We start from the raw sequence: 12,900 nt of genomic DNA on the forward strand, positions 1-12,900 counted from the left end.
CGTTCCCCCGCATCCGCTGCTGTGCTCCCCGTGACCGACCCGCTCAGGCACCGAGGATGTCACGGTACGCCGCCGCCAGGCGGAGTGAGTCGTGGTGCCCCGGGTGGCGCCGCTTGGCCACCGGCGCCACGACGACGTCGGCCCCGAGCCGCGCGGCCGCCCTGCGCAGGGCGGCTTCGTCGTCGACCGCTCCCGGGTCCGCGAGCACCACGTCGAGGCGCAGCCTCGGCGCGTGGTCGGCCAGCGTCTCGAGGTGGTTGGCCGCGGAGAAGCCGGCCGTCTCCCCCGAGTGCTCCACGTTGAGCGTGAGCAGCCGGCGGGCACTGGTGTCGTGCAGTGCCGCGCGCAGCGCGGGCACCATCAGGTGCGGCATCACCGACGTGAACCACGAGCCGGGGCCCAGGATGACCCAGTCGGCGTCGCGCACGGCCTGCACCGTCGCCGGCGGTGCCGGCGGGTCGGCGGGCTCAAGCGCGATGCTGCGCACCCTTCCCGCGGTGCTGGCGACGGCGACCTGTCCCCGCACGGTCGTGACCTCGTCGGGCAGCGCCGCCTCGTGGCCCTGCACCACTGCGGTGATCTCGAGCGGCACCGCCGCCATCGGCAGCACGCGCCCGCGCGCGTTGAGCAGCCGGCCGACCAGGTCCAGGCCCGCCACGGGGTCGCGGTTGACCTCCCAGAGGGCGACGATCAGGAGGTTCCCGAGGGCATGGCCCCCGACCGGGCCGTCGCCGCGGAAACGGTGCTGCAGCACGTCGCGCCAGGTGTGGCCCCACTCCGAGTCCTCGCACAGGGCGCTCAGGGCCATCCGCAGGTCGCCCGGCGGGAGCACGTCGAACTCCTCGCGCAGCCGCCCGCTCGACCCGCCGTTGTCCGCCACCGTGACCACGGCGGTGATGTCGTCGCTCACCAGCTTCAGCGCCGACAACGACGCTGAGAGCCCGTGCCCGCCGCCGAGCGCAACGACCGCCGGGCCGCTCACTCCTGCCCCAGGTCGCGGTGCACCACGAACGTCGCGACGTCCGGGGAACCCAGTGCCACGGCCAGCGCCTCGGACATCGCGACCGAGCGGTGCTTGCCGCCCGTGCAGCCGATGCCGATGGTGACGTAGCGGCGCCCCTCGCGGATGTAGCCGGCCGTGACCGGTCGCATGAGCTCCACCACGCGGTCGATGAACTCCGGGGCGCCGTCCTGGGCCATGACGAACTCCGCGACCGGGGTGTCCTTGCCGCTGAAGTTGCGCAGCTCCGGGATCCAGAAGGGGTTCGGCAGGAAGCGCATGTCGAAGACGAAGTCGGCATCGAGCGGCAGTCCGTACTTGAAACCGAACGACATGAGGGCGATCCGCACCTTGGGCCCGCCGGGCTCCGCGAAGACCTGGGTCATCTTCTTGGCCAGCTGGTGCACGTTGAGGCCCGAGGTGTCGACGACCACCTGGGCGTCGGCCCGCAGGTCCTGCAGCAGGTCTCGCTCGCGCACGATGCCGTCGAGCAGCCGGCCCTCGCCCTGGAGCGGGTGTGGCCGTCGCACGCTCTCGAAGCGCCGGACCAGGGCCTCGTCGCTCGCGTCGAGGAAGACGAGGTTGGGCTGCCACCCGCGCTCGCGCAGCTCGGCCAGCGACTCCTGCAGGTGGGTGAAGAACCCCCGCGCGCGCACGTCCACGACCGCCGCGATGCGCGTGATGGGCGTGGTGCGCTCGGACGTCGACGCCAGCTCGGTCAGCGGCACGAGCAGGTGCGGCGGCAGGTTGTCCACGACGTACCAGCCGGAGTCCTCGAGCACGTTGGCGGCGGTGCTGCGCCCGGCCCCGCTCATCCCCGTGACGATGACGAGCTCGAGGGGTGTCGGGCTGGGCTGCGCGGGCTCGGCCTCTGCCTCAGGCACTCGGCTGCTCCTCGTCGTCGTCCATGACCTCGCCGGTCATGAGGTTCACCGCGGGCGCGGCGGGGGATGTTTGGGACAACTGTGCCGCAATGGTGCCCGCCAGCGCAGGTCCGATGCCGGAAACGGCCTGGAGATCCTCCACGCTGGCGGCCCGGATCTTCTTCACCGAGCCGAAGTGCCGCAGCAGCGCCTTGCGCTTGGCCTCACCCAGGCCGGGTATGCCGTCGAGCGCGCTCGTGGTCATGGCCTTGGACCGGCGCTGGCGGTGGAGCGTGATGGCGAAGCGGTGCGCCTCGTCGCGCACCCGCTGGAGCAGGTAGAGCCCCTCGCTCGTGCGCGGCAGGATGACCGGGAAGTCCTGGCCGGGAACCCAGACCTCCTCCAGCCGCTTGGCCAGTCCCACGACCGCGACGTCGTCGACGCCGAGGGCGTCGAGGGCCGCGCGGGCCGCGTTCACCTGCGGCAGGCCGCCGTCGACCACCACGAGGTTGGGTGGGTAGGCGAAGCGCCGCGGTCGCCCGGTGTCGGGGTCGACCCGCTCCCCCACCCCGCCGGAGGGCTCGCCGTTGTCGCGGTCCGGGCCCAGCTCGATGTCAGACGCCTGGTCGCGGTCCTCGAGGTAGCGCTGGAACCGGCGGGTCAGCACCTCGTGCATGGCCGCGGTGTCGTCGACCGTCCCGCCCTCGGTGGCACCGCGGACGATGAACCGGCGGTACTCGGACTTGCGGGCCAGGCCGTCCTCGAAGACGACCATGGAGGCCACCACCTGGGTGCCCTGCACGTGGCTGACGTCGAAGCACTCGATGCGCAACGGCGCCTCGCGCAGGTCGAGCGTCTCCTGGAGCTCCTGGAGCGCCTGGCTGCGGGCAGTCAGGTCACCGGCCCGCGCGAGCTTGTGGCGCGCGAGCGACTGCTCGGCGTTGCGCCTGACCGTCTCCATCAGGGTGCGTTTGTCGCCCCGCTGCGGCACCCGCAGCTGCACCTGGGAGCCCCGCAGGCCCGTCAGCCACTCCACGACGGCCTCGAGGTCGGGCGGGAGCACCGGCACGAGCACCTCGCGGGGCACCCCCTCCCCCGACTCGCCGCCGTAGACCTGCTGCAGCAGGTGCTCGACGATCTCGGGCACCGACTCGGCGTCCTTCTCGGCCACCCAGCCGCGCTGGCCGCGCACCCGGCCGCCACGCACGTGGAACACCTGCACCGCCGCCTCGAGCTCGTCGTCGGCGAGGGCGAAGACGTCGGCGTCGGTGCCGTCGCCCAGCACCACCGCCGACTTCTCGAGGGCCTTGTTGAGCGCTCCGATGTCGTCACGCAGCCGCGCCGCCTGCTCGAACTCCAGTGCCGCCGAGGCCTCCTGCATCCGGCGCTCGAGCCGCTTGACGAACTTGGTGGTGTTCCCGGCCATGAAGTCGCAGAAGTCCTCGGCGATGGCGCGGTGCTCCTCGGGGCTGACCCGACCGACGCACGGTGCCGAGCACTTGTCGATGTACCCCAGCAGGCAGGGCCGGCCCACCTGGCCGGCCCGCTTGAACACCCCGGACGAGCAGGTGCGCATCGGGAAGACGCGCAGCATCAGGTCGAGGGTCTCCCGGATCGCCCAGGCGTGGGCGTACGGGCCGAAGTAGCGGGTGCCCTTGCGCTTGGCGCCGCGCAGGACCTGGGCGCGCGGGAACTGCTCGCCCAGGGTGACGGCGAGGTAGGGGTAGGACTTGTCGTCGCGGTACTTGACGTTGAACCGCGGGTCGAACTCCTTGATCCAGGAGTACTCGAGCTGCAGCGCCTCGACCTCGGTCGAGACCACCGTCCACTCGACGCTGGCGGCCGTGGTGACCATCGTCGCGGTGCGGGGGTGCAGCGCACTGAGGTCCTGGAAGTACGACGACAGGCGCGGCCGCAGCGACTTGGCCTTGCCGACGTAGATGACGCGGCCGTCGCGGTCCCGGAACCGGTAGACACCCGGGTCGACGGGGATCTCGCCCGGGGCGGGGCGGTAGGTCGACGGGTCAGCCACGCCCCCACTCTAGGAGGCCGCGCCGACGCTCCCGGCACGGCCTCCCCGCCCTCGGCGGGTCAGGAAACGGTGATGCCGTCCCCGGTCACCGACACGGTCTTGCGGGGAAGGGCCTTCTCGGCCGGGCCCTGCTTGACCTCTCCCGTCGCGATGTCGAACTTGCTGCCGTGGCAGCCGCAGTTGATGGTGCCGTCCGAGACGTTGGCGACGGTGCAGCCCTTGTGCGTGCAGACCGCGGTGAACGCCTTGAAGTCCCCTTCGGTCGGCTGGGTGATGACGACCTTCTGGTCGGCCAGCACCTTCCCGCCGCCAACCGGGATCGTGGCCTTGGAGATGGCGTCCTTGATGGCGCTGGACGCGGCCGCCCCGGCGCTCGACGCGGCGTCGCTGGCGATGTCCTCCGCGGCACCGCAGGCGGTCAGAGCGACGGCGCCGCCCGCGACGCCCGCGGACAGCAGCACGGCTCGGCGGCTGCAGCAGGCGGCGGCCCCCGCCTCGGTCTGGTTGTCTGGACTCATGGCCTCGGTCATGGCAGCGCGGACCTTTCGTCGGGGTGCGCCCTCATCAGTGGGCGCCGGTGCCCGCGAGTATGCCGTGTGCACCCTGAACAGGACCTGTGACGGCGCCGCGGCGGGCCTGGTGGGTTGCCGGAGGAGCTGGCCGGAGAGCTGGCCGGAGGGTCTCTGGCGGCGTCGTGACGACGGTTCGGGTAACGACACGGTCACCAATATTCCCCGGGTTCTTACGTCTGCCACTCCTGAGTGTCTAGTGTTCAAGTCACCCCCCGCGGGGTACCCAGTGTGTGCTGCGTGTGCGCACCCAAGTGACTTCAGGAGGAGTCTTGCGTTCCCTGATCAAGATTGGCGCGCCCGTCGTGGCCGCCGCATTCGCGCTGAGTGCCTGTGGTGGAACCACGACCTCCAGCGACAACGCTGCTGGTGGCGACAAGGCGTGTGACCTCAAGATCGGTTTCTTCGGCGCCCTCACCGGCGACGCAGCCAACCTCGGTATCAACATCAAGAACGGCGCCGACCTCGCCGTCAAGCAGTACAACGAGAAGAACGCGGACTGCAAGGTCCAGCTCGTGACCTTCGACAGCCAGGGCGACCCCTCGGTCGCGCCGGGCCTGGCGCAGAAGGCCGTCACCGACAAGAAGCTCGTGGGCATCGTCGGCCCGGCCTTCTCCGGCGAGTCCAAGGCTGCCAACCCGATCTTCGACAAGGCGGGCCTGAACATCATCACCGCCTCCGCGACCAACCCGGCGCTGTCCGAGAACGGCTGGAAGACCTTCCACCGCATCCTCGGCAACGACGCCACCCAGGGCCCGGCCGCCGCGAAGTACATCAAGGAAATCCTGAAGGCCGAGAAGGCGTTCGTCATCGACGACTCCTCGGAGTACGGCAAGGGCCTCGCCGACATCGTCCGCAAGGACCTTGGTGGCCAGGTGGCCGGCAACGACGCCGTGCAGCAGAAGCAGACGGACTTCTCCGGCACCGTCACCAAGGTGACCGCGTCGAAGGCGCCCGCCGTCTTCTTCGGCGGCTACTACGCCGAGGCCGCGCTGCTGGTCAAGCAGCTGCGCTCCGCCGGCTACAAGGGCACCTTCGTGGCCGCTGACGGCGTCAAGGACGACGGTTTCATCAAGGCCGCCGGCAGCGCTTCCGAGGGCGCGATCGTCACCTGCCCGTGCCTGCCCCCGGACAAGGCCGCCGAGTTCTCCACGGCCTTCGAGAAGGCCTACGGCTCCCCGCCCGCGACCTACTCCGCCGAGGCCTACGACGCGGCGAACGTCTTCCTCGCCGCGATCGCCGAGGGCAAGACCGCGTCCGAGGACATGACCGCCTTCATCAAGTCCTACGACAAGGCGGGCGTGACCAAGCAGGTCAAGTTCGACGAGAAGGGCGAGCCGGCCGAGATCTCCGTCTGGGCCTACAAGGTCGAGGGCGGCAAGATCGTTCCGGACCAGGAAGTCAAGTAGTCGCCCGGTAGCGGCCAGGACCCTCACCGAGCAGGGTCCTGGCCGCTACCGTGTTCCCGTTCGGGTGACGCCACCCTCACGGCGTCCCCCGCTCCCCCAACGGAGGTCACATGGATCTGCTGGCCAACCAGTTCTGGGCGCTGACGATCACCGGTCTGGCCATCGGTGCTGTGTACGCCCTGGTCGCCCTCGGCTACACCCTCGTCTACGGCGTGCTGCGCCTCATCAACTTCGCCCACTCCGAGGTCTTCATGTGGGGCAGCTTCGCTGCCGTGTGGGTCCTCATGGCTGTGGGCGCCACGAACGCCTCCGGCCTGGGCGTCGTGGGCCTACTCGTGCTCGGCTTCGCCGCCGCCATGGCGGTCTCGGGCCTCATCGCGGTCGGGCTCGAGTTCTTCGCCTACCGGCCCCTGCGCAAACGCAACTCCCCACCCCTGATCGCCCTCATCTCCGCGATCGGCGCCTCGTTCGTGCTCTCGGAGGCCATGGGCCTTCGCGACAAGCCGTTCTCGGCGCTGGGCATCGAGGGCCTGCAGGAGTACGTCGGTCGCCCGCGCGAGAACCTGCCCCTGCCGCGGATCGTCGACACCGACCCCGTCTTCCCGGTCTTCAACTACAACGTGACGAACGTCGACATCCTCGTGATCGTCTCCGCGCTCATCATGATGGTCGTGCTCGACCAGTTCATGCGGCGCTCGCGCCTCGGCCGCGGCATCCGCGCGGTGGCGCAGGACCCCGAGTCCGCCGCCCTGATGGGTGTCAACCGTGACCGCGTCATCCGCATCACGTTCCTCATCGGCGGCATCATGGCCGGCGGCGCCGCGATGCTGTACCTCCTCAAGATCGGGGTGACCCGCTACAACGCCGGCTTCATCCTCGGTGTGAAGGCGTTCACCGCCGCCGTGCTCGGCGGCATCGGCAACCTGCGTGGCGCCCTGCTCGGCGGCTTCATCCTCGGTGTCGCGGAGAACTACGGGTCCGCGATCTTCGGCACCGAGTGGAAGGACGTCGTCGCCTTCGTCCTCCTCGTCGTCATCCTGCTGTTCCGGCCCACCGGCCTGCTCGGTGAGTCCCTCGGGAAGGCCCGCGCATGAACGCCGTCCGCAACTTCTTCCACTCGATCCGCGTCCGGCTCGGCAAGCTGCCCAAGTGGGCCCAGATCGTCCTCTGGGTACTCCTGGTCCTGCTGGTCTACCTGCTGCCGATCATCAACCCGCCGCTCATCACCACGACCGACTCCGACTTCGCCTCCGTGCTCTTCTCGTGCGCGATGTACTCGCTCGTGGCCATCGGCCTCAACATCGTCATCGGCTACGCCGGCCTGCTCGACCTCGGCTACGTCGGCTTCTTCGCCGTCGGTGCGTTCACGGTCGGCGTGCTGACCTCGGCCCACGGCACGGTGTCGCTGCTGCTCGCCTTCCCCGTCGCGATGGCGGTCACGCTGATCTCCGGCGTGCTGCTCGGCGCCCCCACCCTCCGGGTGCGCGGTGACTACCTGGCCATCGTGACTCTCGGCTTCGGCGAGATCATCCGCCTCGTGCTGCTCAACACCGAGTGGCTCGGTGGCGCGTCCGGCATCGCCAACATCCCCTCGCCGCCGAGCTGGGCGATCTTCGAGATCCCGCACATCACCTGGCAGGGCTTGACGGCCTTCGTCGACCTCGAGACCACGACCACGTTCCTCGAGTTCAGCGTCGTCGACGCGGTGCCGTTCTACTGGCTCGCTCTGACCCTCGTGCTCGTCGTGCTCTTCCTCGACTGGCTCATGCAGAACTCCCGCGTGGGTCGTGCCTGGGAGGCCACCCGCGAGGACGAGGACGCCGCCGAGCTCATGGGCGTGCCGACGTTCCGGTTCAAGCTGCTGGCGTTCGCCACCGGCGCGGCCATCGGCGGCCTGTCGGGCGCTCTCTTCGCCACCCGGCAGGGCTTCATCAACCCTGACAACTTCTCGATCATCTACTCGGTGCTCTTCGTCGCCATGGTCGTCGTCGGTGGTCAGGGCAACCGCTGGGGCGTCGTCGCGGCGGCCGTGCTGCTCATCTGGCTGCCCGAGAAGTTCCGCTTCCTCGCGGACGGCCGCTACCTGCTGTTCGGCCTCGCCCTGATGGCGCTGGCCATCTTCCGCCCCCAGGGCCTGCTGCCACCCAAGCGCAGCGTCCGGGCGAAGCAGGCCGAGGAAGAGGAAGCCGAGATCCTGGAGGAGGGACACGCCCATGCCTGAGACCACGCCGGAGAACCCGGCCCCCCGTCACGACGGCCCCCTCGGCGCCACCCGGCCCGAGGACGTCAGCGAGACCCCCGACACGTCGGTCGACATCAGCGTCGAGGAGGTGGCGCACCTGCCCAAGGGCAAGATGCTCGAGGTCGACGACGTCACCCTCCGCTTCGGTGGCGTCACCGCCCTCGACGGCGTCTCGTTCCACATCAACACCGGTGAGATCCTCGGCCTGATCGGCCCGAACGGTGCCGGCAAGACCACCTGCTTCAACGTCATGACCGGCGTGTACCAGCCCACGTCGGGCGGGGTGCGCTTCATGAGCGAGCCGCTGGGCAGGCGCAAGAAGTTCCAGATCACCAAGCTGGGCATCGCGCGCACGTTCCAGAACATCCGCCTGTTCCACAACATGACGGCCCTGGAGAACGTGCTCGTCGGCGCCGACGCGCACCACTCCACCGGCATCGGGTCCGCGCTGCTGCGGCTGCCGAAGCACCGGGCCGAGGAGGCCGAGGGCATGGAGCGCGCCCAGGAGCTGCTCAAGTTCATGGGCCTGGAGCGACGGGCCGACGAGCTGGCCCGCAACCTGCCCTACGGCGACCAGCGGCGGCTCGAGATCGCCCGGGCGCTCGCCACGAACCCCAAGCTCCTCTGCCTCGACGAGCCCGCGGCCGGCTTCAACCCGGCGGAGAAGGTCAAGCTCATGGAGCTGATCCAGACCATCCGCGACCAGGGCTACACCGTGCTGCTCATCGAGCACGACATGAAGCTGGTCATGGGCGTCACCGACCGGATCGTCGTGCTGGAGTTCGGCAAGAAGATCGCCGAGGGCCTGCCAGCCGAGATCCGTGACAACCCTGCCGTGATCGCGGCCTACCTGGGAGTTGATGAGAGTGCTTCTTGAGGTTGACGACCTCTGCGTCAACTACGGACGCATCGAGGCCATCCGCAACATCTCGTTCACGGTCGACGAGGGCGAGATCGTCACGCTGATCGGCGCCAACGGCGCCGGCAAGACGACCACGATGAAGACGGTGTCGGGCCTGCGCCCGGTGCGGCTGGGGTCGATCCGCTTCCAGGGCAAGGACATCACGAACATGCCCGCCCACGAGCGGCCCGTGCTCGGGATCGCCCAGTCCCCCGAGGGTCGCGGCTGCTTCGTCGGCATGACGGTCACCGAGAACCTCGACATGGGGGCCTACGCCCGCAAGGACCGCAAGACGCCGAAGATCAACGAGGACCGCGACCGCGTCTTCGGGCTCTTCCCGCGCCTGGCGGAGCGGCGCTCCCAGGTGGCCGGCACCATGTCCGGCGGCGAGCAGCAGATGCTGGCGATCGGGAGGGCCCTCATGGCCAACCCGAAGCTGCTGCTGCTCGACGAGCCGTCGATGGGCCTCGCGCCCAAGCTCATCCAGCAGATCTTCGACATCATCACGGAGATCAACGAGCAGGGCACCACCGTGCTGCTCGTCGAGCAGAACGCCGCCCAGGCGCTCAAGCGGGCCCACCGCGCCTACATCCTCGAGACGGGCGAGATCGTCCGCGAGGGCACCGGCGCCGAGCTGGCCGCCGACCCGGCCGTGAAGGCGGCCTACCTCGGCGGCGACGCCTGACAGAACCAACCCCTGTATGCCGCGGGCACGGCATACAACGCGAAGGCCCCCGAGGTGCGTCCTCGGGGGCCTTCGCGCTGGGTCGGCCTGCGCGCTGGGTCAGGCCTTGCGCGTCGACCGCTTGGCGGTGGCCTTCTTCGCTGCGCCGGTGGCCTTGGCCGTGGCCGCCTTCCTGGCCGTGCCCGTGGTGGCCTTCGCCTTCGCCGTGGGTGTGCTGGTGGCGCGGGCCGCCGCGGTCTTCTTGGCCGCCGACCCGGTGCCGGTGGGGCGGTCGGGGGTGCGGGCGCTCCTGGCGAGCACCGGGCCGAGGAACCGGCCGGTGTGGCTCTCGACGACGTCGGCGACCTCCTCGGGCGTGCCCTCGGCGATGACCCGGCCGCCGCCGCTGCCGCCCTCGGGCCCCATGTCCACGATCCAGTCGGCGTTCTTGATCACGTCGAGGTTGTGCTCGATGACGATGACGGTGTTGCCCTTGTCGACCAGGCCCTGCAGGACGTGGAGCAGCTTGCGGATGTCCTCGAAGTGCAGGCCGGTGGTGGGCTCGTCGAGCACGTAGACGGTGCGCCCGGTGGAGCGCTTCTGCAGCTCGCTGGCGAGCTTGACGCGCTGCGCCTCGCCACCGGAGAGCGTGGGGGCCGGCTGGCCGAGCCGCACATAGCCGAGGCCGACGTCGTTGAGGGTCTTCATGTGGCGCGCGATGGCGGGCACCGCCGCGAAGAAATCGGCAGCCTCCTCGATGGGCATGTCGAGCACGTCGGCGATCGTCTTGCCCTTGAAGTGCACCTCGAGCGTCTCGCGGTTGTAGCGCGCCCCGTGGCAGACCTCGCAGGGCACGTAGACGTCCGGCAGGAAGTTCATCTCGATCTTCAGGGTGCCGTCACCCGAGCAGGCCTCGCAGCGGCCACCCTTGACGTTGAAGGAGAAGCGCCCCGGCAGGTAGCCGCGGATCTTCGCCTCGGTCGTCTCGGCGAACAGCTTGCGGATGTTGTCGAACACGCCGGTGTAGGTCGCCGGGTTCGAGCGCGGGGTGCGGCCGATCGGGCTCTGGTCGACGTGCACGACCTTGTCGAGGTGCTCCAGCCCCGTCACCGTCTTGTGCCGGCCGGGCACCTGGCGGGCGCCGTTGAGCTTGTTGGCGAGCACGGTGTAGAGGATGTCGTTGACGAGCGTGGACTTGCCGGAGCCCGAGACGCCCGTCACGGCGACCAGGTTGCCGAGCGGGAAGCTGACGTCGACGCCGGTGAGGTTGTGCTCGCGGGCACCCACCACCGTGACCTCACGGCCCTTCTCCTGCGGGCGTCGCTCCGGCGGCGTCGGGATCTCGAGCCGGCCCGAGAGGTACTTGCCCGTCATCGAGTCCGGGTGCTCGAGCAGGCCCTTGACCGGACCGGAGTGCACCACCTGGCCGCCGTGCTCGCCGGCGCCCGGGCCGATGTCGACGACCCAGTCGGCGGTGGCGATGGTGTCCTCGTCGTGCTCGACGACGATCAGGGTGTTGCCGAGGTCGCGCAGGCGCGTGAGCGTCTCGATGAGCCGGTGGTTGTCGCGCTGGTGCAGCCCGATGCTGGGTTCGTCGAGCACGTAGAGGACGCCGACGAGGCCGGAGCCGATCTGGGTCGCGAGGCGGATGCGCTGGGCCTCGCCGCCGGAGAGGGTGCCGGCCGGCCGGTCGAGGGACAGGTAGTCGAGCCCGACGTCGAGCAGGAAGCCGAGGCGGGCGTGGATCTCCTTGATCACGCGCTCGGCGATCTGTCGCTCCCGCGGCGTGAAGTCGACCTCCGCCAGGAACTTGGCGCTGTCGGCGATCTGCAGCGCGCAGACGTCGGCGATGCTGCGCCCGCCCACGAGCACGGCGAGCGACTCGGGCTTCAGGCGGGTGCCGTTGCACTCCGGGCACGGGATCTCGCGCATGAAGCCCTCGTAGCGCTCCCGGCTCCACTCGGAGTCCGTCTCGGAGTGCCGACGCTTCACGAAGGGCACGACTCCCTCGAACCCGGTCGTGTACGACCGCTCCCGGCCGAAGCGGTTCTTGTACCGGACGTGGACCTTGTAGTTCTGCCCGTAGAGCAGGGCGTCCTTGGCGCGCTTGGGCAGCGAGTGCCACGGGGCGTCCATCGAGAACTTCAGGTCCTTGGCGAGGGCGCCGATGACCCTCTGGAAGTAGTCGGCCGAACCGCTGCCCTGTGCCCAGGGGGCGATGGCCCCCTGCGCGATGGAGAGGTCCTCGTCGGGCACGAGCAGCTCGGGGTCGACCTCGAGCTCGGTGCCCAGGCCGGTGCACTTGGGGCAGGCCCCGAACGGGGAGTTGAAGGAGAACGAGCGCGGCTCGACCTCGTCCATCGACAGCGAGTGGTCGTTGGGGCAGGCCATCTTCTCGGAGAAGCGCCGCTCCCGCTCGGGGTCGTCGGCGTCGCGGTCGACGAACTCGACGACCATCAGGCCGCCCGCGAGGCCGAGGGCCGTCTCGACCGAGTCGGTCAGGCGCCGCTTGGCGCCCGCGTCGCCGCCCTTGGCGACGAGGCGGTCGACGACGACGTCGATGGTGTGCTTGACCTGCTTCTCGAGCTTGGGTGGCTCGGTCAGGGACACGACCTCGCCGTCGACGCGGGCGCGCGAGAACCCCTTGCTCTGGAGCTCGGCGAACAGGTCGACGTACTCCCCCTTGCGGGCACGGACCACCGGGGCCAGCACCTGGAAGCGGGTGCGTTCCGGCAGCTCCAGCAGCCGGTCGACGATCTGCTGGGGCGTCTGCCGGGTGATGGCCTCCCCGCAGACGGGGCAGTGTGGCCGCCCGGCGCGGGCGAACAGCAGGCGGAGGTAGTCGTAGACCTCGGTGATCGTGCCCACGGTCGAGCGCGGGTTGCGGTTGGTCGACTTCTGGTCGATCGAGACCGCCGGCGACAGGCCCTCGATGAAGTCGACGTCCGGCTTGTCCATCTGCCCCAGGAACTGCCGCGCGTAGGCCGACAGCGACTCCACGTAGCGGCGCTGGCCCTCGGCGAAGATCGTGTCGAAGGCCAGGGAGGACTTCCCCGACCCGGAGAGCCCGGTGAAGACGACGAGGCTGTCACGGGGCAGCTCGACGGAGATGTCCTTGAGGTTGTGCTCACGCGCGCCTCGCACGACCAGGTGGTCGTGCTGCGGGCGCGGGGCGTCGGAGGGTCGGGAGGTGGGCACAGCAGTCACGCGGTTCATGCTA

The 12,900-nt window shown here is 70.0% G+C and carries 10 protein-coding genes; 5 read left to right on the top strand and 5 right to left on the bottom strand.

All coding sequences use genetic code 11. From position 1 onward, the window contains the following. Positions 1-43 precede the first annotated feature (43 nt). From yvcK to P2F65_RS12260, 4 genes are read right to left on the bottom strand one after another with little or no spacing between them, the layout of a single operon-like run. Positions 44-982 (bottom strand): uridine diphosphate-N-acetylglucosamine-binding protein YvcK, encoded by a 939-nt coding sequence (gene yvcK / locus P2F65_RS12245; protein ID WP_275807911.1) that lies wholly within the window; start codon positions 980-982, stop codon positions 44-46. Continuing rightward, positions 979-1,884, bottom strand: coding sequence for an RNase adapter RapZ (rapZ, locus tag P2F65_RS12250; protein WP_275807914.1), 906 nt, complete (start codon positions 1,882-1,884; stop codon positions 979-981). Before rapZ ends, yvcK begins: the two co-directional genes overlap by 4 nt. Then, positions 1,877-3,895, bottom strand: coding sequence for an excinuclease ABC subunit UvrC (uvrC, locus tag P2F65_RS12255; protein WP_275807916.1), 2,019 nt, complete (start codon positions 3,893-3,895; stop codon positions 1,877-1,879). The genes rapZ and uvrC overlap by 8 nt, the downstream gene beginning before the upstream one ends. Positions 3,896-3,954: 59 nt before the next feature. Continuing rightward, a complete protein-coding gene (locus P2F65_RS12260) occupies positions 3,955-4,413 on the bottom strand; it encodes a Rieske (2Fe-2S) protein (protein WP_275807919.1) in 459 nt (152 codons plus the stop codon). A 323-nt stretch (positions 4,414-4,736) separates the two neighbouring features. Here P2F65_RS12260 and P2F65_RS12265 point away from each other — a divergent pair, with 323 nt between their 5' ends. The 5 genes from P2F65_RS12265 (at position 4,737) to P2F65_RS12285 (ending at position 9,701) form a co-directional block, all read left to right on the top strand. Next, complete coding sequence (locus P2F65_RS12265; RefSeq protein ID WP_275807922.1) at positions 4,737-5,873, top strand: branched-chain amino acid ABC transporter substrate-binding protein; 1,137 nt, start codon at positions 4,737-4,739, stop codon at positions 5,871-5,873. 110 nt (positions 5,874-5,983) lie between these two features. Then, entirely contained in the window at positions 5,984-6,967 is a 984-nt protein-coding gene (locus tag P2F65_RS12270) for a branched-chain amino acid ABC transporter permease (protein WP_275807924.1), read from the top strand. Then, positions 6,964-8,094, top strand: coding sequence for a branched-chain amino acid ABC transporter permease (locus P2F65_RS12275; protein WP_275807926.1), 1,131 nt, complete (start codon positions 6,964-6,966; stop codon positions 8,092-8,094). The genes P2F65_RS12270 and P2F65_RS12275 overlap by 4 nt, the downstream gene beginning before the upstream one ends. A gap of 133 nt (positions 8,095-8,227) precedes the next feature. After that, entirely contained in the window at positions 8,228-8,992 is a 765-nt protein-coding gene (locus tag P2F65_RS12280) for an ABC transporter ATP-binding protein (protein ID WP_275810627.1), read from the top strand. Further along, complete coding sequence (locus P2F65_RS12285; RefSeq protein WP_275807930.1) at positions 8,976-9,701, top strand: ABC transporter ATP-binding protein; 726 nt, start codon at positions 8,976-8,978, stop codon at positions 9,699-9,701. The genes P2F65_RS12280 and P2F65_RS12285 overlap by 17 nt, the downstream gene beginning before the upstream one ends. 99 nt (positions 9,702-9,800) lie before the next feature. Here the strand turns inward: P2F65_RS12285 and uvrA are convergent, their stop codons facing one another. After that, positions 9,801-12,896, bottom strand: a complete 3,096-nt coding sequence (uvrA, locus tag P2F65_RS12290) for an excinuclease ABC subunit UvrA (RefSeq protein WP_275807933.1) — start codon at positions 12,894-12,896, stop codon at positions 9,801-9,803. Between the last annotated feature and the right edge of the window lie 4 nt (positions 12,897-12,900).

The organism is Knoellia sp. p5-6-4, from assembly GCF_029222705.1.
GTDB lineage: Bacteria > Actinomycetota > Actinomycetes > Actinomycetales > Dermatophilaceae > Pedococcus_A.

Coding starts and splice junctions, on each gene's coding strand:
- P2F65_RS12260 (WP_275807919.1), bottom strand. CDS start 4,413: ATGAGTCCAGACAACCAGACCGAGGCGGGGGCCGCCGCCTGCTGCAGC.
- P2F65_RS12270 (WP_275807924.1), top strand. CDS start 5,984: ATGGATCTGCTGGCCAACCAGTTCTGGGCGCTGACGATCACCGGTCTG.
- P2F65_RS12275 (WP_275807926.1), top strand. CDS start 6,964: ATGAACGCCGTCCGCAACTTCTTCCACTCGATCCGCGTCCGGCTCGGC.
- P2F65_RS12280 (WP_275810627.1), top strand. CDS start 8,228: ATGCTCGAGGTCGACGACGTCACCCTCCGCTTCGGTGGCGTCACCGCC.
- P2F65_RS12285 (WP_275807930.1), top strand. CDS start 8,976: ATGAGAGTGCTTCTTGAGGTTGACGACCTCTGCGTCAACTACGGACGC.
- uvrA (WP_275807933.1), bottom strand. CDS start 12,896: ATGAACCGCGTGACTGCTGTGCCCACCTCCCGACCCTCCGACGCCCCG.